A 24,055-nucleotide genomic window follows, 5' to 3' on the forward strand; every position below is an offset into this window, starting at 1 on the left:
AATGGGGTCGGGTATGCGCATAGGCGCGCGTTTCATCGCGGTTGGAGTGGTGCTGGCGGCGCTGGCTGTCGAGGTTTTGGCCGCTTCGGATGTGCGCAGCGTCAGGCTGTGGCGGGCGCCGGACAATACGCGCCTGGTGTTCGACCTGTCCGGCCCGGTGCAGCACAGTGTCTTTATCCTCACGGCACCGGATCGCCTGGTCATCGATGTCAGTGGCGCCAAGCTGGCGACCCGGTTCGATAACCTGGCGTTGAGCAATACCCCGATAACCGGTATGCGTTCGGCGCAGCGCACGCCCGAAGACCTGCGGGTGGTGATCGACCTGTCGGCGCAGGTTACGCCCAAGAGCTTCATGTTGGCGCCCAATCAGCAATACGGCCATCGCCTGGTGGTCGATCTGTTCGACCAAGAGGCGGGTGCTGCTCCCAGTCTGCCGGTGACCCAGGTGGCCAGCGCACCGCCAGTGCCGGTCACGCCGACCCGGGTGCCAGCCAAGCTGACCCCGGTGCCCGGTGGCAAGCGCGATATCGTCATCGCCATCGATGCCGGTCACGGTGGCGAAGACCCGGGCGCGCTGTCGCCGGTCAAGGGCCAGTTCGAGAAGCACGTGACCCTGGCGATCGCCAAGGAACTCCAGCGCCAGATCAACGCCGAGAAGGGCTTTCGCGGCGAGTTGGTGCGCACCGGCGACTATTTCATCCCATTGCGCAAGCGTACCGATATCGCGCGCAAGAAGGGCGCCGATCTGTTCGTCTCGATTCATGCCGATGCGGCGCCGCGGGCGGCGGCCTTTGGCGCCTCGGTGTATGCCCTGTCGGATCGCGGCGCCACCTCGGAGACTGCGCGCTGGCTGGCCGACTCGGAGAACCAGTCGGACCTGATCGGCGGCGCCGGCAATGTCAGTCTGGACGATAAGGACCGCATGCTGGCCGGGGTGTTGCTGGATCTGTCGATGACCGCGTCGCTGTCGTCCAGCCTGAATGTCGGCAACAAGGTGCTGAGCAATATGGGGCGGATCACGCCGCTGCATAAGCGCCGGGTCGAGCAGGCCGGCTTCATGGTGCTCAAATCGCCGGATATGCCGTCGATCCTGGTCGAGACCGGCTTTATCTCCAACCCCAATGAGGCGCGCAAGCTGGCCAGTGCTGGCCACCAGCAGGCGCTGGCGCGCTCTATCGTGACTGGCGTGCGGCAGTTCTTTCAGCAGAACCCGCCGCCCGGCAGCTACGTCGCCTGGCAGCGCGATAATGGCAAGATTACCCAGGGGCCGCGCGAGCACGTGGTCAGCTCCGGCGAGAGCCTGGCGTTGATCGCGCTGCGTTACCAGGTCAGCCTTGGCGCCCTGCGCAGTGCCAATTCGCTGCGTTCCGACGTGATCAAGGTCGGCCAGACCCTGCAGATTCCGGCCACTGCGCTGGCGGTTCAGCCATGAGTAGTGACGCGCGTATCCAGTTGCTGAGTCCGCGGCTGGCCAACCAGATCGCCGCGGGCGAGGTGGTCGAGCGGCCTGCTTCGGTGATCAAGGAGTTGCTCGAGAACAGCCTGGATTCCGGTGCCCAGCGCATCGAAGTGGATGTCGAGCAGGGCGGGGTCAAGCTACTGCGGGTGCGTGACGACGGTGGTGGCATCGCTGCGGACGATCTGCCGCTGGCGCTGGCCCGGCATGCCACCAGCAAGATCCGTGAACTCGAAGACCTCGAGCAGGTGATGAGCCTGGGTTTTCGTGGCGAGGCGCTGGCTTCGATCAGCTCGGTCGCGCGCCTGACCCTGACCTCGCGCACGGCCGATGCCGAACAGGCCTGGCAGGTGGAAACCGAAGGCCGCGACATGCAGCCGCGCGTGCAGCCGGCGGCGCACCCGGTTGGTACCTCGGTGGAAGTGCGCGACCTGTTCTTCAATACCCCGGCGCGGCGCAAGTTCCTCAAGACTGAGAAAACCGAATTCGATCATTTGCAGGAAGTCATCAAGCGCCTGGCCCTGGCGCGTTTCGATGTGGCTTTCCACTTGCGCCATAACGGCAAGACCGTGCTCGGCCTGCACGAGGCGCCTGACGATATCAGTCGCGCGCGGCGGGTGGCGGCGGTCTGCGGGGCGGCTTTTCTCGAGCAGGCGTTGCCCATCGAGATCGAACGCAATGGCCTGCGTCTGTGGGGCTGGGTCGGCTTGCCGACTTTCTCGCGCAGCCAGGCGGATCTGCAGTATTTCTACGTCAACGGGCGCACGGTGCGCGACAAGCTGGTCGCCCATGCGGTGCGCCAGGCCTATCGCGACGTGCTGTTCAATGGCCGTCATCCGACCTTCGTGCTGTTTCTGGAAATCGACCCCGCGGTGGTCGATGTCAACGTACACCCGACCAAGCACGAAGTGCGCTTTCGTGACGGGCGCATGGTCCATGACTTCCTCTACGGCACCTTGCATCGCGCCCTGGGCGATGTGCGTCCGGAGGATCAACTGGCCGCACCGGCAGCGGTGAGCGGCATGCTGGCGCCGACGGGGCAGGCGGCCGGCGAGTTCGGCCCGCAGGGCGAGATCGGCCTGGCGGCCAGTTTGCTCGAGCCGACGCCGGGCGAGTCGATCTGGCGCTCGCCGGGAGCCGGTTATCAGGGCCAGCGGCCCCAGGCCGGAGTGCCGGCGGCCGAGGCGCAGGGCGCCTACCGCGAGTTTTTCGCGCCGCTGAGCGTGGCGCCGGCGAGCCTGCCCGAGGCCCAGGGCGATGTGCCGCCGCTCGGTTATGCCATTGCCCAGCTCAAGGGCGTGTATATCCTCGCCGAGAACGTGCCGGGCCTGGTGCTGGTCGACATGCACGCGGCGCACGAGCGGATCACCTATGAACGGCTGAAGGTGGCGATGGCCAGCGAAGGCTTGCGCGGCCAGCCACTGCTGGTGCCCGAGTCGCTGGCCGTCAGTCAGCGCGAGGCCGATTGCGCCGAGGAGCATGCGGCCTGGTTCCAGCGCCTGGGCTTCGAGTTGCAGCGTCTGGGCCCTGAAAGCCTGGCGATCCGGCAGATTCCCGCGCTGCTCAAGCAGGCCGAGGCCAATCGATTGGTGGCGGATGTGCTGGCCGATCTGCTCGAGTACGGCACCAGTGACCGGATCCAGGCGCACCTCAACGAGTTGCTCGGCACCATGGCCTGTCACGGTGCGATACGCGCCAATCGACGCCTGAGCCTGCCGGAAATGAATGCCCTGCTGCGCGACATGGAACACACCGAGCGCAGCGGCCAGTGCAACCATGGTCGGCCGACCTGGACCCAGCTGGGCATGGATGATCTGGATAAGCTGTTCCTGCGTGGTCGCTGACCGGGCTGCGGGCGATCGGCGTTCGCGCCACACCGAGAACTATTGACGATGTCCGAACGCCTGCCTCCGGCAATTTTCCTGATGGGGCCTACCGCCGCCGGCAAAACCGATCTGGCCCTCGAGCTGGCGCGGGTGCTGCCGTGCGAGCTGATCAGTGTCGATTCGGCCTTGGTCTATCGCGGCATGGATATCGGCACCGCCAAACCCGATAAAGCCACGCTCGCCGAGTTCCCCCATCGCCTGATCGACATTCGCGACCCGGCCGAAAGCTACTCGGCTGCCGAGTTTCGTGCCGACGCCCTGACGGCGATGGCCGAGATCAGCGCACGCGGGCACATCCCGCTGCTGGTCGGCGGCACCATGCTGTATTACAAGGCGCTGCTCGAAGGGTTGGCCGATATGCCCGGCGCCGATCCGCAGGTGCGTGCCGAGCTCGAGGCGCGTGCCCAGACCGAAGGCTGGGGGGCTCTGCACCGCGAATTGCAGGCGGTCGACCCGGAATCTGCTGCGCGCATCCATCCCAATGACCCGCAACGCCTGGTCAGGGCGCTGGAGGTCTACCGCGTCAGCGGTCTGACCATGACCGCGCACCGTCAGCTCCAGCTTGAGCAAAATCATGTCATGGGCGCGTCCGCTGCGGGACAATTCCCCTATACTGTCGCGCACTTGGCCATCGCTCCGGCGCAGCGCCAGATGTTGCATGCGCGAATTGCGCAACGATTTCAGTTGATGTTGGAACAGGGCTTTGTCGACGAGGTCGAACGGCTGCGGCAGAGAAGTGACCTGCATCCGGGGTTGCCGTCTATACGAGCGGTGGGTTATCGCCAGGTGTGGGATTTTCTGGAAGGTAACCTGAGCGAGGCGCAGATGCGCGAGCGCGGCATTATCGCCACGCGGCAGTTGGCCAAACGACAGTTCACCTGGCTGCGCAGTTGGGCCGATGTGCACTGGCTGGATAGCCTGGCTTGTGACAATTTGCCGCGCGCCTTGAAATACCTGGCAGCGGACTCCATATTGACCTGAGACCTTGCCATTGGCCGTCTATCCTTGGGGGTATGGCGGCCTGAAGTTGTTTATTGCATTACTAAAATTATTAATTATTGATTTTTCAAAGGAGTACGACCCATGTCAAAAGGGCATTCGCTACAAGACCCTTACCTGAATACCCTGCGTAAGGAACGCGTCCCGGTTTCCATCTATCTGGTCAACGGCATCAAGCTGCAAGGTCAGATCGAGTCTTTCGACCAGTTCGTGATTTTGCTGAAAAACACTGTCAGCCAGATGGTCTATAAACACGCTATTTCCACCGTGGTGCCAAGCCGCCCGGTGCGTTTGCCGAGCGTTTCCGAGACTGAGTTGGCCGAAGCCGAGCCGGGCAACGCCTGATCTAGGAGGTCGTATTGTTCTTCGAGCGCCATGAAGGGGGTGAGCGGGCCGTGCTGGTTCATCTGGACGGCCAAGACTCCGCGGCGCGCGAAGATCCGCAAGAGTTTCAGGAGCTAGCCATCTCGGCCGGTGCTGACACGGTTGCCTTCCTTAGCGTGCCGAGTAACCGGCTGACTGCGAAATATCTGATTGGCAGTGGCAAGGTTGAGGAGTTGCGTGATCAGGTCAAGGTTCTCGAGGCCGATCTGGTGATCTTCAATCACGTCCTCACGCCCAGCCAGGAACGCAACCTCGAGCGGGTTTTCGAGTGTCGGGTACTGGATCGCACCGGCCTGATTCTCGATATTTTCGCCCAGCGCGCACGTACTCACGAAGGCAAGCTGCAGGTCGAACTGGCCCAGCTGGATCATCTGAGCACCCGCCTGGTTCGCGGCTGGACTCACCTGGAGCGGCAGAAGGGCGGTATCGGTCTGCGTGGTCCGGGTGAGACTCAGCTGGAAACCGACCGTCGTTTGTTGCGCGTACGCATTCGCCAGATCAAGCAGAAACTGGAGAAGGTGCGCAGTCAGCGCGAGCAGGCGCGGCGTGGGCGCAAGCGCGCGGATATCCCTTCCGTGTCTCTGGTTGGCTATACCAACGCCGGCAAATCGACCCTGTTCAACGCCCTGACCGAGTCGGACGTTTACGCCGCCGATCAATTGTTCGCCACCCTGGATCCGACGTTGCGCCGGCTGGAATTGGACGACCTGGGGCCGGTGGTGTTGGCCGATACCGTGGGCTTTATTCGTCACCTGCCGCATAAATTGGTTGAAGCCTTCCGCGCGACCCTTGAGGAATCGAGCAATTCCGACTTGCTTCTGCATGTGATCGATGCGCATGAGCCTGAGCGCGACCAGCAGATCGAGCAGGTCATGGCCGTGCTGGGCGAGATCGGTGCGCACGAGCTACCCATGCTCGAGGTATACAACAAGCTGGACCTGCTCGAAGGGGTCGAACCGCAAATTCAGCGCGATGCCGAGGGCAAACCGCAGCGGGTCTGGTTGTCCGCCCGTGACGGACGTGGCCTGCCCTTGTTGAAGCAGGCCATTGCCGAATTATTGGGCAATGACCTGTTTATCGCTACATTGCAGTTGCCGCAGCGCATGGCGCGGCTGCGCGCGCAGTTTTTTGCCGTGGGTGCGGTGCAGAGCGAGGAGCATGCCGAGGATGGCAGCAGTTTGTTGGCTGTACGCCTGCCGCGGATCGAGTTGAATCGACTGGTCACTCGGGCAGGCTTGAAACCGTTGGAATTCATCGAGCAACACACTTTGCAATAAAGCCTGCGACAGTGGTTTTGCCGCTGATGGCTGGCATTCGGTAGCATTGGTCGGCGCGCCGTGGGCGCGTCTTTGCTTTATTTGATGGAGAGCGCTATGGCTTGGAATGAGCCGGGTGGCAACTCGAACAATCAGGATCCTTGGGGCGGCCGCAAAGGCGGTGATCGCAAGGGGCCGCCGGATCTCGACGAGGCCTTCCGCAAGCTGCAGGAAAGCCTCAATGGGCTGTTCGGTGGCGGCAAGAAACGTGGCAGTGACGACGCTGCTGGCAAGGGCGGTGGTTTCGGTCTGCTATTCATCGGTTTGGGCTTGCTCGCGGCCGTTTGGCTGTACAGCGCAATCTATGTGATCGATGAGCAGGAGCAGGCCGTGGTGCTGCGTTTCGGCAAATACTACGAAACCGTAGGGCCGGGCCTGAACATCTACTTCCCGCCGATCGATCGCAAGTTCCAGGAGAACGTCACCCGCGAGCGTGCTTACAGCAAGCAGGGGCAGATGCTCACCGAGGACGAGAACATCATCGAAGTGCCGCTGACCGTGCAGTACAAAATCAGCAATCTGCAGGATTTCGTGCTCAACGTCGATCAGCCGGAAATCAGCTTGCAACACGCCACCGACAGCGCCGTGCGCCATGTGGTCGGCTCGACCGAGATGGACCAGGTGCTGACCGAAGGTCGCGAGTTGATGGCCAGTGAGGTCAAGGATCGTTTGCAGCGTTTCCTCGATACCTACCGCACCGGCATTAGCGTTACCCAGGTCAACTTGCAGAGTGCGGCGGCGCCGCGTGAAGTGCAGGAAGCCTTCGACGATGTGATCCGCGCCCGTGAAGATGAACAGCGCGAGAAGAACCAGGCGGAAACCTACGCCAACGGCGTGGTGCCGGAGGCCCGCGGTCAGGCCCAGCGTCTGATCGAAGATGCCAGCGGTTATCGCGATGAAGTGGTTTCCCGCGCAACAGGTGAGGCGGACCGCTTTACTGCGCTGGTCGCCGAGTACCGCAAGGCGCCTGAGGTCACGCGTGAGCGTTTGTACCTGGACACCATGCAAGAGCTGATGAGCAATACCAGCAAGGTGTTGGTGACTGGCGACAAGGGGCAGAACAATCTGCTTTACCTGCCGCTGGATAAGATGATCGATGGCCGTAGCAGTGCTGGCGCCAGTGCCGTTTCGGGGGCGGGCGCCGGTGAGCTTGGTGCGCGCACCAGTAGTGATCCGCGTCAGGTTGAGCTGCGTACAAGGGAGAGCCGTTGATGAGCAATAAATCGCTGATCGCCCTGATTGTTGGCGTAGTACTGGCGCTGGTTGCCTGGAACAGCTTCTATATTGTGGCGCAAACCGAGCGGGCGGTCCTGCTGCAGTTCGGCCGTATCGTCCAGCCGGATGTGCAACCGGGTTTGCATGTGAAGGTTCCTTATGTCAATCAGGTGCGCAAGTTCGATGCACGCCTGCTGACCCTGGATGCCTCCAGCTCGCGTTTCCTCACCCTGGAAAAGAAAGCCTTGATGGTCGATGCGTTCGCCAAGTGGCGCGTGCTCGATGCCGAGCGTTACTACACGGCGACTTCGGGTATCAAGCAGATCGCCGACGAGCGTCTGGCGCGCCGCCTGGAAGCTTCGCTGCGTGACCAGTTCGGTAAGCGCACGCTGCACGAGTCGGTATCCGGCGAGCGTGATGCGCTGATGGCGGATGTTACGGCCTCGCTGAACCGTGCGGCGCAACGTGAGCTGGGTATCGAGGTGGTGGATGTGCGGGTCAAGGCCATCGACCTGCCGAAAGAGGTCAACCGCAGCGTGTTCGACCGCATGAGCTCCGAGCGTGAGCGTGAGGCTCGCGAGCATCGGGCCAAGGGTAAGGAGCTGGCCGAAGGTATTCGTGCCGATGCCGATCGTCAGCGTCGCGTGCTGTTGGCCGATGCCTATCGCCAGGCTGAAGAGCTGCGCGGTGATGGCGATGCCCAGGCTGCGGCCATCTACTCCAGGGCGTATGGTCAGGATCAGGAGTTCTACTCGTTCTATCGCAGCCTGAGGGCTTATCGCGAGAGCTTCGCGGATAAGCGTGATGTGCTGGTGCTTGATCCGAGCAGTGACTTCTTCCGCTACCTGGAAAAGGCCAAGCCTTGATCCCCACCCCGGCGGGCGCGAGCCGTCCGCCGGGGTGACCGTTGAAGAAAACGTGGTATCATGCGGCAGCCGGGAAAATCCCGGCTTTTTTGCGTCTGTGGGTATCATGTGGCAGGAATTGGGCATTGCGTTTTGTCTACTGCTGGTCCTGGAAGGCATCCTGCCCTTCCTCTGTCCGCGCCTTTGGCGTGGGGCAGCCGCACAGCTTGCACGGCTGTCGGATCGACGATTGCGACTGATGGGGCTGGCCAGCATGTTGCTGGGTACGGCTCTCCTTTATCTGCTTCACTGAAGGCTTGTGCCGCCCGGTTCAAGAGGGGAATGGCTAAATGGCAACGGTAGACCGCTGGCTACTGCCAGATGGCATCGAAGAAGTACTGCCGCCGGAAGCGGCGCGCATTGAAGTCGCGCGCCGTCAGGTGCTGGATCTGTTCCAGCGCTGGGGCTATGAATTCGTGGTGACGCCGCATATCGAATACCTGGAGTCGCTGCTTACCGGCGCGGGCCGGGATCTGGATCTGCGCACCTTCAAGGTGACCGACCCGTTGTCGGGTCGGCAGATGGGCTTTCGTGCCGATATCACGCCGCAAGTGGCGCGGATCGATGCGCACACACTGCGCCGCGAAGGGCCGAGTCGGCTGTGTTATGCCGGCAGCGTGGTGCATGCTCAGCCACGAGCGCTGACCACCTCGCGCAGCCCGATCCAGTTGGGCGCCGAGTTGTATGGCGATGCCAGTCCGGCCAGTGATGTGGAGGTTATCAGCCTGTTGGTGGATACCCTGGAGCTGGCGCAGGTCCCCGACATTCACATGGATCTCGGGCATGTCGGTATCTACCGTGGCCTGGCCCGCGCCGCTGGCTTGTCTGGCGAGGTCGAGCAGCAGCTGTTCGATGCACTGCAACGCAAGGCCATGGATGAAATAGCGCTGCTGACCGAGGCCTTGCCGACTGCGCTGTGCAAGATGCTGCGCGCCCTGGCCGAGCTCTGTGGTGGCCGCGAAGTGCTGGACTTGGCGCAGGCTTGCCTGGTCGAGGCGCCGGACGATGTGCATGCTGCGCTGGATGACTTGCTGGCGATTGCCGATGCGCTGAGCCTGCGTTATCCGGAGTTGCCGTTGTACTTCGATCTGGGCGAGTTGCGCGGTTATCGCTATCACACCGGTGTGGTGTTTGCGGCCTTTGTGCCGGGTGTCGGCCAGTCGATAGCCCAGGGCGGCCGCTATGACGATATCGGTGCGGATTTCGGCCGGGCGCGTCCGGCGACGGGGTTCTCCACCGATCTGAAAACCCTGGTCAGTCTTGGGCAGATGCCGCTCGGTGAGCTGCCGGCGGGCATCTGGGCACCGGATCATCATGATCTGTACTTGTGGCGTGCGGTGCAGCGGCTGCGCGGTGAAGGCGAGCGTGTGGTGCAGGCTCTGCCTGGGCAGGCGTTGGTTGATGCGCACGAGGTGGGCTGTGATCGTCAATTATTGCTGTGTGATGGTCGTTGGCAGGTGACGCCGTTGGCTGGTTGAGCCGACTGGCCAGCCTCGGGTTGTATCCCATCAATGGATCGCCCGGGCTGGTCGTCCAAACTGACCGTCCTGATAGGCCGTCCAACTGACCATTCCAAATTGTTTCCGTCGGCTGCGGTCGACATCAAGCTTGCGCGAAGAGGACAAGTGTTATGGGTAAGAATGTCGTAGTCCTGGGCACCCAGTGGGGCGATGAGGGCAAGGGTAAGATCGTCGACCTGCTCACCGAACAGGCTGCAGCCGTCGTGCGTTACCAGGGTGGCCACAATGCCGGTCATACCCTGGTGATCGATGGCGAAAAAACCGTTCTGCACCTGATCCCTTCGGGCATCCTGCGCGAGAACGTTCAGTGCCTGATCGGCAATGGCGTGGTGGTTGCCCCCGACGCGCTGATGCGTGAAATCATCAAGCTGGAAGAAAAGGGTGTGCCGGTGCGCGAGCGCCTGCGTATCAGCCCGTCTTGCCCGCTGATCCTGCCCTATCATGTGGCCCTGGATCAGGCTCGCGAGAAAGCCCGTGGCGATCTCAAGATCGGTACCACCGGTCGCGGCATCGGTCCTGCTTACGAAGACAAGGTGGCGCGTCGCGGTCTGCGTATCGGCGACCTGTTCCATCGCGAGCGTTTCGCCGCCAAGCTGGGTGAGCTGCTCGATTACCACAACTTCGTGCTGCAGAACTATTACAAAGAGCCGGCCATCGATTTCCAGAAAACCCTGGATGAGTGCATGGGATACGCCGAGCTGCTCAAGCCGATGATGGCCGATGTGACGGCGGTACTGCACGAGATGCGCCGCGAATCCAAGGACATCATGTTCGAGGGCGCCCAGGGTTCGCTGCTGGACATCGATCACGGGACCTACCCCTACGTCACCAGCTCCAACACCACTGCCGGCGGTATCGCCACCGGGTCGGGGTTTGGTCCCATGTACCTGGATTACATCCTCGGCATCACCAAGGCCTACACCACCCGCGTCGGCTCGGGGCCGTTCCCGACCGAATTGTTCGATGAAACCGGTGCTTTTCTCGCCAAGCGCGGTCATGAATTCGGTTCCACCACCGGTCGTGCCCGTCGTTGCGGCTGGTTCGATGCGGTGATCCTGCGGCGTGCCATCGAAATCAACAGCATTTCCGGTCTGTGTCTGACCAAGCTCGATGTACTTGATGGGCTCGAGACCATTCGTATCTGCGTCGGCTACAAGGATCAGTACGGCGAAGTGCTGGTCGACGCACCGACCGATGCCGACAGCTATCTGGGTCTGCAGCCGGTGTATGAGGACCTGCCGGGCTGGAGCGAGTCGACCCTGGGCGCCAAGACCCTGGACGAATTGCCGGCCAGTGCGCGGGCTTATATCAAGCGCGTGGAAGAGCTGGTCGGTGCGCCTATCGACATCATTTCCACCGGCCCGGATCGCAACGAGACCATCGTGCTGCGTCACCCGTTCGCCTGATTGTCGTGAGCGGTATAGCAAAGGGTCGCCATGGGCGGCCCTTTGTCGTTTTGCGGCGACGGCTTCAGCTTTGGATTTTGCGGCCGATCACTGGTTATAAGCTGGCCTGATTTGAAAGGAGTGGAACCTTGTCCGCCATGTTCGCATTGCTGCACAGCCGTTTGTTGCGTCCGGTATTCATTGCCCTGGGTGTGGCCATGTTGGTGCAAGTATTCCTGGCCGTATGGCTGACCCGCACCACTGTGGATGACCTGGTTGCCGACCTGGCGACGCGCCTGGAGGGCGATAGCCAGCGCCTGGGTGGCGAGTTGGGTGCCGCCGAGCGTGAGGTGGTGCAGAGCTTGGCTGCGCTCTCGGCCAATACCCGTGAGAGTCTGGGGGCGGCATTGTCCGGGCGGCTTCAGGCCGAGCAGGAGCAGTTGCGCGGCGTGCTCGAGGAGAATCTCAAGCAGTCGGGCAGCGCCATGGCGCAGTTGCTGGCTGGTGTCGCACCCAAGGCCATCTGGGATGACGATGTGCCGGCACTGACTGCGTTCACGCGCATCGCTCAGCGCGACCCTGCGGTGCTGTTCGCCGTCTATTACGACGCGCAGGGACAACGCCTGACGCGCAATTTCAATCGCAGCGATGCGCGGGTGCGGGCCCTGGTCGCTGTGGGCCAGGGCGATACTCCGCTGGACAAGTTGGTCGAGGCGGCCTCGCGCGATCCGCAGGTGTACATGGTCGAGGTGCCCATCAATCCCATGGGCGCGCAGATCGGCAAGGTCCAGTTGGGCCTGTCCAGGGCGGCAGTGGAGCAGGAGTTGCTGTCGCTGGATCAGCGTTTCTCCGCGCTGGTGGACAATGCGGGCGAGTTGGTGGATGCCAGTCTGGCCAGCGCCGCAGGCGAAAGCACTCAGGCGCTGCAGCGGCGCCTGACTGAGGCGCAGCAGGCGGCCGAGGGTATGGCGCAGGGTAGCCTGAGTTCGGTTAGGGCGGCTGCCGAGAGCTTGCGCTGGCGCATCGCTGTCGGGCTTTTGGTGGTCGGTTTGCTGGCGTTGCTGGCGGTGGCGCTGGTGCTTGGTTGGCGGGTGTTGAGCCGCCTGCAATTGCTGATCGCGGCCTTGCAGGACTTGGCGCAGGGCGAAGGCGACCTGACCCGGCGGGTCGAGTTGGACAGCCGTGACGAGGTGGGTGACATGGCGGCCGCGGTCAACCGGTTTGTCGCCAGGTTGCAGCCCATCGTGCGCGAGGCGGGCGAGGTGGCGGTGCTCACCGGGCAGGAGATCGGCAGTCTGGCGTTGCGCAGTGCCGCGGCCGAGGCCGCTGCCGGGCGTCAGCGCGACGAGGTGGCGGGCAGTCTGCAGGCCTTGGCGCAGATGGCGGGTGAGGCGCAGGCGGAAAGCCAGGCGATGCAAGAGGCGTTGCGCCGGGTGGCGGCGATTCGTCAGTCTACCCAGGATAATGCGGCGATTGCGGCGCGGGTCGGTGGGGCGATGGAGGCCCTGGTGCTGCGAGTCGGGGAGGGCGCGGCAGTGATCGAGCGGCTGGCCAGGCAGAGCGAGCAGATCGAAGTGGTGCTGACGGTGATCCACGGTATCGCCGAGCAGACCAACCTGCTGGCCTTGAATGCTGCCATCGAGGCGGCGCGCGCCGGCGAGAGCGGTCGTGGTTTCGCCGTGGTCGCCGACGAAGTGCGTGCGCTGGCGAGCAAGACCCAGCAGTCGACTGGTGATATTCAGGCGCATATCGGTGCCTTGCAAAAAGGTGCGCGTGAGGCGGTTGGCGCAATCGGCCAGGCCGGCCAGCAGGCGGATCAGGGGCTGGCAGCGCTGCTGGAAAGCGCCAAGGTGCAGCAGTCGGTGCAGGCGGCGGTGGAGGAGGTGCATGGCGCCATCAATGCGGCGACTCAGGCGGCGGCGCATCAGGCACAAGGTGCCGATGCGGTACGTGGGCGGGTCGAGGTGATTCATGCCGAGGCCCAGCGGGCGGCCGAGGCGGTGGCTGCCACGGCCGACAGCGGGCGGGTGCTGGATGGCCTGGCCAGGCAACTGAAGGCCAGTCTGGGGCAGTTTCGCGTCTAGCACTGGCTGCAAATGCCAGGTTGGCGCTGAGGAACGAAGTGCAACAAACCGCCCTGCCGGGCTTCGCGGCCCGGCCGGCACGATGTGTATTCACGGACAGGTTGCTGGTCGGCCAGGCTAAATCGCAGGCAAGAAAAAACCGAGCGCTTGGCTCGGTTTTTTTGAATTGGTGCCCAGGAGAAGACTCGAACTTCCACGACCGTAAGGTCACCAGCACCTGAAGCTGGCGTGTCTACCAATTTCACCACCTGGGCATTGATTGCAAATATTACTTGTTTGCTATCAACTACAACTCGGTTAACTTCGTTTCCCGTCGTTGTGGCGCGCATAATACGGATCGACTTTTTACTTGTAAACCCCTGTGCTCAAAAAATTTTATTCTGCCTGCTGTGCTGACCCGGATAGTGGTTTCGCGCTTCAATAGGCACATGGCAAACCGAATTTATATAGAAAAGGTGAACTCTCTCTAATGGCCGACTGGCAATCCCTCGACCCTGAGGCCGCTCGTGAAGCGGAAAAATACGAAAACCCCATCCCGAGTCGCGAGCTGATTCTGCAGCATCTCGCCGAGCGTGGTTCCCCGGCGAACCGTGAGCAGTTGCTCGACGAGTTCGGCCTGACCACCGAAGAGCAGATCGAGGCGTTGCGTCGTCGGCTGCGCGCCATGGAGCGCGACGGTCAGTTGATCTATACCCGGCGGGGCACCTATGCGCCGGTGGACAAGCTGGACCTGATCCTTGGTCGCGTCAGCGGCCACCGCGACGGTTTCGGTTTTCTGATTCCGGACGACGGCAGCGATGACCTGTTCCTCAGTCCGGCGCAGATGCGTCTGGTCTTCGATGGCGACCGTGCCCTGGCGCGGGTTACCGGCCTGGATCGGCGTGGTCGCCGCGAAGGCGGCATCGTCGAAGTGCTGACGCGCGCCCATGAAACCATCGTCGGCCGCTATTACGAAGAGAGCGGCATCGGTTTCGTGGTCGCCGACAACCCGAAGATCCAGCAGGAAGTGCTGGTCACCCCGGGGCGCAATGCCGGAGCCAAGCAAGGCCAGTTCGTCGAGGTGAAAATCACCCATTGGCCGACTCCGCGCTTTCAGCCGCAGGGCGACGTGATGGAAGTGGTTGGCAACTACATGGCGCCCGGCATGGAAATCGATGTCGCGCTGCGCAGCTATGACATTCCGCATGTCTGGCCCGAGGCCGTGGTCAAGGAAGCGCGCAAGCTCAAGCCGGAAGTCGAAGACAAGGACAAGGAAAAGCGCATCGATCTGCGTCACCTGCCGTTCGTCACCATCGACGGCGAAGATGCCCGCGATTTCGACGATGCGGTCTATTGCGAGAAGAATGGCAGCAACTGGCGGCTGTTTTCCGGCGGCTGGAAGCTGTACGTGGCGATTGCCGACGTCTCCCATTATGTGAAAGTCGATTCGGCGCTGGATGCCGAGGCGCAGGTGCGCGGCAACTCGGTGTATTTCCCCGAGCGGGTGATCCCGATGCTGCCGGAGGAGCTGTCCAACGGCCTCTGTTCGCTGAATCCGCAGGTGGATCGTTTGGCCCTGGTCTGCGAGATGAGCATCTCGAAGACCGGCAAGATGATCGACTACCAGTTCTGCGAGGCGGTGATCCACTCCCATGCGCGCCTGACCTACAACAAGGTCAGTGCCATGCTCGAGGAGCCGAAAGGCAGCGAAGGCAAGGCCTTGCGCAGTGAGTACAAGGAGGTGCTGCCGCATCTCAAGCAGCTCTACTCGCTGTATCAGGTCTTGCTGGCGGCGCGTCATGAGCGTGGCGCCATCGACTTCGAGACCCAGGAGACGCGGATCGTCTTCGGTGCCGGGCGCAAGATCGCCGAGATCCGGCCGACCCAGCGCAACGATGCGCACAAGCTGATCGAGGAGTGCATGCTGGCTGCCAACGTGGCCACCGCCGCATTCATGCAGAAGCATGAAATCCCGGCGCTGTATCGCGTGCACGATGGTCCGCCGCCCGAGCGTGTGGAAAAGCTCAAGGCCTTCCTCACCGAGCTGGGCCTGTCCCTGCATCGTGGCAAGTCCAAGGACGGTCCGACACCCAAGGACTACCAGGCGCTGCTGGAAAGCATTCGCGGTCGCCCGGATTACCACCTGATCCAGACCGTGATGCTGCGCTCGCTCAGTCAGGCGGTGTACAGCGCCGACAATCAGGGCCACTTCGGCCTGAATTACGAGGCCTATGCCCACTTCACCTCACCGATCCGCCGTTACCCGGATCTGCTGATCCACCGGGCGATTCGCAGCGTGATCCGCTCCAAGCTCGACACTCCGCACGTCAAGCGCGCGGGCGCGGCGAGCATGCCCAAGGCACGCATCTATCCCTATGATGAACCGATCCTGGAACAGCTCGGCGAGCAGTGCTCGATGTCCGAGCGGCGCGCCGACGAGGCCACCCGTGATGTGGTGAACTGGCTGAAGTGCGAGTTCATGAAGGATCGCGTCGGCGAAACCTTCCCGGGCGTGATTACCGCGGTGACCGGTTTCGGTCTGTTCATCGAGCTGACCGATATCTACGTCGAAGGCCTGGTGCATGTCACCGCGTTGCCGGCCGACTACTACCACTTCGATCCGGTCCATCATCGTCTGGCCGGAGAGCGCAGCGGGCGTAACTTCCGCCTCGGCGACACGGTCGAGGTCAAGGTCATGCGGGTCGATCTGGACGAGCGCAAGATCGACTTCGAAATGGCGCAGAGCGTCGTGGATGCGCCGGTCGGGCGCAGGCGTGGCGGCTTCGAGTCGGCTGCGGGTAAGACCGGGCGCCGGGACGGGCGAGTTGCCGCTGCCGGCGGCACCGATGTGGAGAAAAGTCGCGAGCTGAAAAAGGCGTTGCTGGCCGAGTCCAAGGGCAAGGGGCGCGGTGCTAAAAGCGAGCCTGCCAGGCCGGCGAGTGCGGATGCCAAATCCGCCAAGCACCGCAAGGGTCCGCCGAAGAGCGGGGCACCGGCCGCCGGTGGCGGGCCGCGCAAGCGTAAGGCGAAATCATGAGTCAGTTGGAAAAGATCTACGGCGTGCATGCCGTGGAAGCCTTGCTGCGTCATCACCCCAAGCGGGTCAAGCAGGTCTGGCTCGCGGAGGGGCGCAATGATCCGCGGGTGCAAACCCTGTTGGCGTTGGCAGCCGATGCGCGGGTTGCCGTCGGCCAGTGCGAGCGCCGCGAGATGGACGTCTGGGTCGAGGGCGTGCATCAGGGGGTGGTCGCTGATGTCAGTCCCAGTCAGGTCTGGGGCGAGGCGATGCTCGAGGAGTTGCTCGATCGCGCCATTGGCCCGCCGTTGTTGCTGGTGCTGGATGGGGTGACCGATCCGCACAACCTCGGTGCCTGTCTGCGTACCGCCGATGCGGCGGGTGCGCTGGCGGTGATAGTGCCGAAGGACAAGTCCGCCACGCTCAATGCCACGGTGCGCAAGGTGGCCTGTGGCGCCGCCGAGGTGATTCCGCTGGTGGCGGTGACCAACCTGGCGCGCAGTCTGGAGAAGCTCCGGCAGCGCGGTCTGTGGGTGGTCGGTACTGCCGGTGAGGCCGAGCAGGAGCTGTATCAGCACGATATGACCGGGCCGACCGTGCTGGTCATGGGGGCCGAAGGCAAGGGCATGCGCCGGCTGACCCGCGAGCATTGCGATTACCTGGTCAAGTTGCCGATGGCCGGCAGCGTCAGTAGTCTCAACGTTTCGGTGGCTACCGGGGTCTGTCTGTTCGAAGCGCTGCGCCAGCGCAGCAGCAAGAACAAACCGTAGCAGCCAGCTTGCTGGCGATCCGGTGTCCATGCGAGCCGATCGCCAGGCCGTAGGTTGGGCCGGGCCACGTTGGTTGAGCTTGCGAAGCCCACGCGGACGGCGACCGTCGAGCGGAGCGCTACGCGCTTCCTGTTGGGCTTCGTCGCTGCGCTCCTCAACCCAACCTGCGCGCCCCGGCCCAATCTACGCGTTGCTCAAATAATCACCAATCCACCTTGCTTGTGCCTGGGCGCTTCTCTAGAATGGCGCCCCTTGCCGCGACGGCAGGCGCTAGCGCGCCCTTCTGTTGCAGCAAGACACACAGTGATATTCACTCCTTGCCTGACCGCGTTTGGCGGCAGGCTACAACCCGTAAGGAGCATTTATGCGTCATTACGAAATCATCTTTCTGGTTCACCCGGACCAGAGCGAGCAAGTCGGCGGCATGGTTGAGCGTTACACCAAGCTGATCGAAGAAGACGGCGGTAAAGTCCACCGCCTGGAAGATTGGGGTCGTCGTCAGCTGGCTTACGCCATCAACAACGTCCACAAAGCTCACTACGTGATGCTCAACGTCGAGTGCACCGGCAAGGCCCTGGCCGAGCTGGAAGACAACTTCCGTTACAACGATGCCGTGATCCGTAACCTGGTCATCCGTCGCGACGAGGCCGTTATCGACCAGTCCGAGATGCTCAAGGCCGAAGAAAACCGCAGTGAGCGCCGTGAGCGTCGCGACCGTCCTGACAGTGCCGATTCCGCCGATGGCGATGACAGCGACTCCAGTGACAGCAGCGATAACGCTGACGAGTAATCCACGGATCTATTGAGGAGCCAATTACATGGCACGTTTCTTCCGTCGTCGTAAGTTCTGCCGTTTCACCGCTGAAGACGTGAAAGAGATCGATTTCAAAGATCTCAACACCCTGAAAGCCTACATCTCGGAAACCGGCAAGATCGTTCCTAGCCGTATCACCGGTACCAAGGCTCGTTATCAGCGTCAGCTGGCTACCGCTATCAAGCGCGCCCGCTTCCTGGCCCTGCTGCCCTACACCGACAGCCACGGCCGCTGAGATCGGGTGTTCGACAAGAAGTAAGGGATAAAACGCATGCGCGCCTTAGCTGAATTTATTATGCGCGGCCGTATGCAGGCCATCCTCGTGGTGGTTGTTTCGGCGGCATTGCCGCTGCTGTTCTGGTTAAGTGCTGCCGCAGGTTGCCTGGTGCTCCTGCGGCGCGGTCTGAGTGATGCCCTGGGCATCCTCGCTTGGGCCCTGCTGCCGGCGATTGGCTGGTGGTATTTCGGTGAGCCGCGCACCCTATTGGTGTTGCTCGGTGCACTGGGGCTGGCGTTGTTGTTGCGCGCCAGTCTGTCCTGGGATCGTGTGCTGCTTTGCAGCGTGGCATTGGGCCTGGTGTACGGGTTGATTTTGGGTGCGGTGTTCCGCGAACCCATCGCGGCGATGGCAGGTGAGCTGCAAAAGCTCCTGCCGCAAATGCTCGATGGGGTTCACCAGCAGATGTCGGTGGACGAGCGAGCGCGCCTGGATAGCCTGATTGCACCGGTGCTGACCGGTTTATTGGCGGCTTTGCTGCAGATTGTCAGCCTGCTGAGCCTGATGCTTGGGCGTTATTGGCAGGCGCTGTTGTATAACCCTGGCGGTTTCGGACGCGAGTTTCGCGCGCTGCGACTGCCGCTGGCACCGGCGATGTTGCTGCTGGTCGGCATGCTACTGGGTCCCAATCTGGGGCCGCAGATGGCCATGTTGACTCCGCTGTGCAGCGTGCCGCTGGTGTTCGCCGCCATTGCCCTGTTGCATGGGCTGGTGGCGCAAGGGCGACTGGCCAAGTTCTGGCTGGTCGGGTTGTACATCACGCTGCTGCTGTTCATGCAGCTGACTTATCCGTTACTGGTGGTCTTGGCCATTGTCGACAGCCTGTTTGATTTTCGTGGTCGCTTCGAGCGCAAGCACGGCTCGGGTCCCGCGAACGGTGAAGGTTAAAAGTTAAGAGGTTATTACCAAATGGAACTGATCCTGCTGGAAAAAATCGCCAACCTGGGCAACCTGGGCGATAAAGTGAACGTTAAGGCCGGTTACGGCCGTAACTTCCTGCTGCCATTCGGCAAAGCCACCGCTGCAACCGCTGCCAACGTGGCTGCGTTTGAAGCGCGTCGCGCCGAATTGGAACAGCTGGCTGCCGATAAGAAAGCATCTGCTGAAACTCGCGCCGCACAGTTGGCTGAACTGGAAGTCACCATCACCGCTACCGCGGGCGATGAGGGCAAGCTGTTCGGCTCCATCGGTACCCACGACATCGCTGATGCCCTGACCGCCTCCGGCGTGGAAGTGGCCAAGGCTGAAGTGCGTCTGCCGAACGGTACCATTCGCCAGGTTGGCGAATACGACGTGGCGGTGCACCTGCACTCCGACGTTGAAGCGACCGTCCGCGTCGTTGTGGTTGCAGCAGCCTAAGAGCCCCGCTCTGAAGCTAGCCGCTCAACGGGCTTGCGCTTAGGCGCAAGCCCGTTAACATCGGGCACGGCATTGCGCAAGCGATGCCGTGCCCTTTGTTTTTCAACACCAGATTTATTGCCCAGAGCCCTATGAACGACATCAGCATTCCCGAGCAATACGACCTGCAAACCTCCGCCTTGAAAGTGCCGCCGCACTCGATCGAGGCCGAGCAAGCCGTGCTGGGTGGCCTGATGCTGGACAACAACGCCTGGGAGCGGGTGCTCGATGCGGTGTCCGATGGCGATTTCTATCGACACGACCACCGCCTGATCTTCCGCGCCATCTACAAGCTGGCCGAGCGTAACCACCCGTTCGACGTGGTCACCGTGTCCGAGCAGCTGGACAAGGAAGGCCAGCTGTCCCAGGTCGGCGGCCTGGCCTATCTGGGCGAACTGGCGAAGAACATTCCGTCGGTGGCCAACATCAAGGCCTACGCGCAGATCATTCGCGAGCGCGCCACCCTGCGCCAGTTGATCGGCATCAGCGGCGAGATCGCCGACAGCGCCTATGCCCCGCAGGGCCGCACCGGCGAGGAGATTCTCGACGAGGCCGAGCGGCTGATCTTCCAGATCGCCGAGGCGCGGCCGAAAACCGGCGGCCCGGTGGGGATCAACGACATCCTGGTCAAGGCCATCGACCGCATCGACACCCTGTTCAACTCGGGCGATGCGATTACCGGCCTGTCCACCGGCTTTACCGATCTGGATGCGCAGACCAGCGGCCTGCAGCCGGCGGATCTGATCATCGTCGCCGGTCGTCCGTCCATGGGCAAGACCACCTTCGCCATGAACCTGGTGGAAAACGCCGTGTTGCGCAGCGACAAGGCCATCGTCGTGTACTCGCTGGAGATGCCGTCGGATTCGATCGTCATGCGGATGCTCGCCTCCCTGGGGCGCATCGACCAGACCAAGGTGCGTGCCGGCCGTCTGGACGACGACGATTGGCCGCGCCTGACCTCGGCGGTCAACCTGCTCAACGACCGCAAGCTGTTCATCGACGATACCGCCGGCATCTCGCCGTCGGAGATGCGCGCGCGCACCCGGCGCCTGGCCCGCGAGCACGGCGAGATCGGCATGATCATGGTCGACTACCTGCAGTTGATGCAGATTCCCGGGTCCAGCAGCGAAAGCCGAGTCAACGAGATCTCCGAGATTTCCCGTTCGCTCAAGGCCCTGGCCAAGGAATTCAATTGCCCGGTGATCGCCTTGTCGCAGCTCAACCGTTCCCTGGAGCAGCGGCCGAACAAGCGCCCGATCAACTCCGACTTGCGTGAGTCCGGGGCGATCGAGCAGGACGCCGACATCATCATGTTCGTCTACCGCGACGAGGTGTACCACCCGGAAACCGAGCTCAAGGGGGTGGCCGAGATCATCATCGGCAAGCAGCGTAACGGGCCTATCGGTACCACGCGGCTGGCCTTTCTCGGCAAGTACTCGCGCTTCGAGAACCTGGCGCCGGGCAGCTATCAGTTCGACGAGGACTAGGGTTTGGTTTGAGCGACATGCTCAAAGCCATTAATTGCCAGTAAATACCTGGTCGCGGCCAACCGGTCGTGACGCCTATGAGCTTGCAGCTTAGACTGGGCGCCCGTGCTCTCAATGGATGCCTTTCCGCATGCGCCCGCTAGTCGCCACCATCGATCTTGCCGCCATCCGCCATAACTATGCCGTTGCCAAGCGCTGTGCGCCGGGCCGGCAGGCTTTTGCGGTGGTCAAGGCGAATGCCTATGGGCATGGTGTGCGCGAGGTGGTGACGGCGCTGTCTGACCAGGCCGATGGTTTTGCCGTGGCCTGCCTGGAGGAGGCGGTCGAGGTGCGCGCGCTGCATGGCGAGGCACGCATCCTGTTGCTCGAGGGCTGTTTCGAGGCGGCGGAGTATCAACTGGCCGCGCAACTGGGCCTGGATCTGGTGCTGCAGGGCGAGCAGCAGGCGGCGGATTTTCTCGCGGCCAAGCTGAGTCGGCCGCTGGCTGTCTGGCTGAAGCTGGACAGCGGCATGCACCGCCTGGGCTTCGATGCGCGCGCCCTGCGCGCCTGGCATGCGCGCTTGCAAGGGGTGGCACAGGTTGCCGAGTTGAACCTGATCAGCCACTTTGCCTGCGCCGACGAGCGTGGCCATGAATTGACCGCGCAGCAGCTCGAGGCATTTCTCGACGTGCTCGACCTGGATTTCGCCCAGCGCTCGCTGGCCAACTCGGCCGCCATCCTGACTATTCCGGCGGCGCACATGGATTGGTTGCGCCCGGGCATCATGCTCTATGGCGCGAGCCCTTTTGCCGAGTTGGGCGCTGCCGAGCTGGGCCTTGTGCCGGCGATGACCCTGACGGCCCAGCTGATTGCCTGTCGCGATGTGGCCGTGGGCGAAAGCGTCGGCTATGGCGCCAGTTGGCGAGCCCAGCGGCCATCGCGTATAGGGGTGGTGAGCTGCGGTTACGCCGATGGTTATCCGCGCCATGCACCGAACGGTACGCCGTTGTTGCTGCGCGGCCAGCGTGTGGCCCTGGCGGGGCGGGTGTCGATGGATATGCTGACGGTGGACCTGACCGATCTGCCAGCCGCCCGGATTTGGGACGAAGTGCAACTGTGGGGCGCCCAATTGCCGGTGGACGAGGTCGCGCGGGCGGCCGGCACCATCGGCTATGAGCTGTTGAGCAAGGTCACCCAGCGCGTGCCGCGCCGTTATTGCGATGCCTGAGCGGGTGCAGGGCCACTACAGGCCGCTGGTGACCTTGATCACGTCCAGTTGCAGGCGTTCACTGTCGCTCAGCTCGCCGTCGTCGCCACAGACCGACGCGCCCGAGCGGCCGCGGGCCTTGGCCTTGTACAGCGCCTCGTCGGCCGCCTTGTAGAGACTGGTGAAGTGGCTGGCGTGCTGCGGATAAAGGGCTACACCGATGCTGATGGTTACCAGCAGCCGTTCGGCGCCATAGAGGACCGGTTGGGCCAGTTCTGCGAGCAGGCGCGCGGCGATCTCGCGGGCATGCCGTTCGGCCTCGTCGCCGCAGATCAGCACGGCGAATTCATCGCCGCCCAGGCGGGCCACGGTATCGCCACTGCGCACATGCTCGCGCAGGCGCTGGGCGACCACTTGCAGCATCAGGTCGCCGGCATCATGGCCGAAGCGGTCGTTGATCGGCTTGAAGTGGTCGAGGTCGATCAGCATCAATGCCACGCTTTCGCTGTGGCGCTCGGCGTTGGCCAGCGCGGTTCCGGTACGTTCGACCAGATAGCGGCGGTTCGGCAGTTCGGTCAGCGGATCGTGGAAGGCGGCGTGTTGCAGTTCCAGTTCGCGTTGCAGCAACCGCTGGTTGGTCGCGGCCAGCTCGGCGGTGCGTTGCTCCACCGCGCGCTGCAGCTCGTCGGCGTTGCTCTGGGCCAGCGCTAGGCGTGCGGTTTTCTCGCGATCGGCTTGTCGTACCGCTTCGGCCTTCTCCTGCTTGAGCATCTGGATGCGGTAGGCCAGGGCAAAGGAAAACAGGATGGTTTCTGCGGCGACCGACAGCGGGAACAGGTAGGCGGTGAAGTTGTACGGCTCGATCAGCCCGGCCGCGCGCATCACCAGCACCACTGTACTGCTGAGGACGGCGCCGTAGCCGAGCAGGTAGAAGCGCGCCGGGAAGAAACCCTGGTAGCAGCGCACGCCGGCACTGAACAGCGCGGTGGGCACCGTGACCAGCGGGGTCAGGGCGATCAGCAGGGCACCTTCGGCGCGATAGCCGAAGGCGTTGATCGCAATGGCGATGACATAGAGCACGCAGCCGGCATTCAGCAGGCGATGCGACCAGCGCAAACCGCGTTTGGTGTAGAGCAGCTCCTGGGTGAAACGCATGACGAAAATGCCCCAGAGCGAGGGCAGGGTGATGCGATCCAGCCAGAAGGGCACGGCGTTGTCGGGCCACAGGTACTGGAAGCCGTGACCGCTCATGCTGAGGATGAACACCAGCACGCAGGCGGTGGCCAGCACGTACCAGAGATAGGCCTTGTCGCGCAGGGCGATGAGGATGAACAGGTTGTACAGCAGCAGCGCCAGGATCATCCCGTAGATCAGGCCGAAGCCGATATTTTCGTTGCTGGCCTGTTGCTCGAGGTCGCCGAGCTGCCAGATGGTCAACGGGAAGGAGTTGCCGGCGGGGTCGAGGCTGCGGAAGTACAGGGTCAGGGGTTCTTCGCCCAACTCGGGCAGTTTGAAGACCATGCGCCGATAGGCGTAGTCGCGGCCCTCGGCGTAGGGCACCGCGGTGCCCGTTGCCCGCGTGTGCCAGCCGCCCTGGCCGTCGGGTAGGTAGAGGTGCAGGTTGAAGATGGTGATGCCGGCGTTTTCCAGCCACCACTGACGGGGGCTGTCCTGGCCGCGTTGCAGGGTGACCTTGACCCACCAGGGATGGCGACTCTGGCCGACGGTGGCCCGGCCATTCGCCGGTTGAAAGCGGCTTTGCACGGCCGGATCCGCCATGTCGGCGATGCTCAATTGCGCGCCGACATCTTCCAGCAGCTCGATCCGTTCATTCAACAGCATGCCGCTGCTGGCGCTGTCGAGCAGGATAGACGCCGCGCTGACCCCTGCGGGCAGGCAGATCAGGCTCAACAGTAGAATGAACGAGGCGACTATCCGCTGCACTGCATGCACTCCTTGTGCCCGGCGCCGTTAC

The 24,055-nt window shown here is 62.9% G+C and carries 20 protein-coding genes, 1 tRNA gene and 1 pseudogene; 20 read left to right on the top strand and 2 right to left on the bottom strand.

What is annotated here, in order from left to right; translation table 11 throughout:
• The first annotated feature begins 1 nt into the window (after position 1).
• The 12 genes and pseudogenes from G9C89_RS01120 (at position 2) to G9C89_RS25455 (ending at position 13,150) form a co-directional block, all read left to right on the top strand.
• The gene (locus tag G9C89_RS01120) at positions 2–1,432 is read left to right on the top strand and encodes an N-acetylmuramoyl-L-alanine amidase (protein WP_218575906.1); all 1,431 of its coding nucleotides are present in this window, start codon (positions 2–4) and stop codon (positions 1,430–1,432) included.
• The gene (gene mutL / locus G9C89_RS01125; protein ID WP_172143520.1) at positions 1,429–3,300 is read left to right on the top strand and encodes a DNA mismatch repair endonuclease MutL; all 1,872 of its coding nucleotides are present in this window, start codon (positions 1,429–1,431) and stop codon (positions 3,298–3,300) included. The genes G9C89_RS01120 and mutL overlap by 4 nt, the downstream gene beginning before the upstream one ends.
• 48 nt (positions 3,301–3,348) lie before the next feature.
• On the top strand, positions 3,349–4,323 hold the full coding sequence (miaA, locus tag G9C89_RS01130) for a tRNA (adenosine(37)-N6)-dimethylallyltransferase MiaA (protein WP_172143521.1): 975 nt from the start codon (positions 3,349–3,351) through the stop codon (positions 4,321–4,323).
• Between the two features lie 102 nt (positions 4,324–4,425).
• Positions 4,426–4,686 (top strand): RNA chaperone Hfq, encoded by a 261-nt coding sequence (gene hfq, locus G9C89_RS01135; protein ID WP_090501586.1) that lies wholly within the window; start codon positions 4,426–4,428, stop codon positions 4,684–4,686.
• 14 nt (positions 4,687–4,700) lie between these two features.
• On the top strand, positions 4,701–6,002 hold the full coding sequence (hflX, locus tag G9C89_RS01140; RefSeq protein ID WP_172143522.1) for a ribosome rescue GTPase HflX: 1,302 nt from the start codon (positions 4,701–4,703) through the stop codon (positions 6,000–6,002).
• A 96-nt stretch (positions 6,003–6,098) separates the two neighbouring features.
• Complete coding sequence (gene hflK / locus G9C89_RS01145; RefSeq protein ID WP_172143523.1) at positions 6,099–7,253, top strand: FtsH protease activity modulator HflK; 1,155 nt, start codon at positions 6,099–6,101, stop codon at positions 7,251–7,253.
• On the top strand, positions 7,253–8,122 hold the full coding sequence (hflC, locus tag G9C89_RS01150; protein ID WP_172143524.1) for a protease modulator HflC: 870 nt from the start codon (positions 7,253–7,255) through the stop codon (positions 8,120–8,122). Before hflK ends, hflC begins: the two co-directional genes overlap by 1 nt.
• 106 nt (positions 8,123–8,228) lie before the next feature.
• Positions 8,229–8,414, top strand: a complete 186-nt coding sequence (locus G9C89_RS01155) for a DUF2065 domain-containing protein (RefSeq protein WP_172144774.1) — start codon at positions 8,229–8,231, stop codon at positions 8,412–8,414.
• A gap of 37 nt (positions 8,415–8,451) precedes the next feature.
• Positions 8,452–9,639 carry an ATP phosphoribosyltransferase regulatory subunit gene (locus G9C89_RS01160; protein WP_172143525.1) on the top strand — a complete coding sequence of 396 codons (1,188 nt, stop codon included), beginning with the start codon at positions 8,452–8,454 and terminating at the stop codon, positions 9,637–9,639.
• 152 nt (positions 9,640–9,791) lie between these two features.
• On the top strand, positions 9,792–11,087 hold the full coding sequence (locus tag G9C89_RS01165) for an adenylosuccinate synthase (RefSeq protein ID WP_172143526.1): 1,296 nt from the start codon (positions 9,792–9,794) through the stop codon (positions 11,085–11,087).
• Between the two features lie 944 nt (positions 11,088–12,031).
• Positions 12,032–12,292 (top strand): annotated as a pseudogene (locus G9C89_RS25450) (HAMP domain-containing protein); the annotation flags it as partial.
• On the top strand, positions 12,266–13,150 hold the full coding sequence (locus G9C89_RS25455) for a methyl-accepting chemotaxis protein (RefSeq protein WP_390623756.1): 885 nt from the start codon (positions 12,266–12,268) through the stop codon (positions 13,148–13,150). The pseudogene G9C89_RS25450 and the gene G9C89_RS25455, both read left to right, overlap by 27 nt.
• Positions 13,151–13,317: 167 nt before the next feature.
• Here the strand turns inward: G9C89_RS25455 and G9C89_RS01175 are convergent.
• Positions 13,318–13,404 (bottom strand) — tRNA-Leu (locus tag G9C89_RS01175).
• Positions 13,405–13,619: 215 nt separating this feature from the next.
• Here G9C89_RS01175 and rnr point away from each other — a divergent pair.
• From rnr to alr, 8 genes are all read left to right on the top strand, one after another.
• Positions 13,620–16,166, top strand: a complete 2,547-nt coding sequence (gene rnr / locus G9C89_RS01180) for a ribonuclease R (RefSeq protein WP_172143528.1) — start codon at positions 13,620–13,622, stop codon at positions 16,164–16,166.
• Positions 16,163–16,915, top strand: coding sequence for a 23S rRNA (guanosine(2251)-2'-O)-methyltransferase RlmB (rlmB, locus tag G9C89_RS01185; RefSeq protein WP_172143529.1), 753 nt, complete (start codon positions 16,163–16,165; stop codon positions 16,913–16,915). Before rnr ends, rlmB begins: the two co-directional genes overlap by 4 nt.
• Before the next feature lie 364 nt (positions 16,916–17,279).
• Positions 17,280–17,705, top strand: a complete 426-nt coding sequence (rpsF, locus tag G9C89_RS01190) for a 30S ribosomal protein S6 (protein ID WP_090501605.1) — start codon at positions 17,280–17,282, stop codon at positions 17,703–17,705.
• A 28-nt stretch (positions 17,706–17,733) separates the two neighbouring features.
• Positions 17,734–17,964, top strand: a complete 231-nt coding sequence (rpsR, locus tag G9C89_RS01195) for a 30S ribosomal protein S18 (RefSeq protein ID WP_003246847.1) — start codon at positions 17,734–17,736, stop codon at positions 17,962–17,964.
• A 36-nt stretch (positions 17,965–18,000) separates the two neighbouring features.
• Positions 18,001–18,894 carry a hypothetical protein gene (locus G9C89_RS01200; protein ID WP_172143530.1) on the top strand — a complete coding sequence of 298 codons (894 nt, stop codon included), beginning with the start codon at positions 18,001–18,003 and terminating at the stop codon, positions 18,892–18,894.
• A 21-nt stretch (positions 18,895–18,915) separates the two neighbouring features.
• Positions 18,916–19,365: a 50S ribosomal protein L9 gene (rplI, locus tag G9C89_RS01205; protein WP_172143531.1), complete on the top strand. Its 450-nt coding sequence runs from the start codon at positions 18,916–18,918 to the stop codon at positions 19,363–19,365.
• 131 nt (positions 19,366–19,496) lie between these two features.
• Entirely contained in the window at positions 19,497–20,891 is a 1,395-nt protein-coding gene (gene dnaB / locus G9C89_RS01210; RefSeq protein WP_172143532.1) for a replicative DNA helicase, read from the top strand.
• 130 nt (positions 20,892–21,021) lie between these two features.
• Entirely contained in the window at positions 21,022–22,101 is a 1,080-nt protein-coding gene (gene alr, locus G9C89_RS01215; protein ID WP_172143533.1) for an alanine racemase, read from the top strand.
• A gap of 15 nt (positions 22,102–22,116) precedes the next feature.
• Here the strand turns inward: alr and G9C89_RS01220 are convergent, their stop codons facing one another.
• Positions 22,117–24,024, bottom strand: coding sequence for a diguanylate cyclase domain-containing protein (locus G9C89_RS01220; protein ID WP_315852745.1), 1,908 nt, complete (start codon positions 24,022–24,024; stop codon positions 22,117–22,119).
• Between the last annotated feature and the right edge of the window lie 31 nt (positions 24,025–24,055).

This window comes from Pseudomonas tumuqii, from assembly GCF_013184545.1.
GTDB classification, from domain to species: Bacteria; Pseudomonadota; Gammaproteobacteria; order Pseudomonadales; family Pseudomonadaceae; genus Aquipseudomonas; species Aquipseudomonas tumuqii.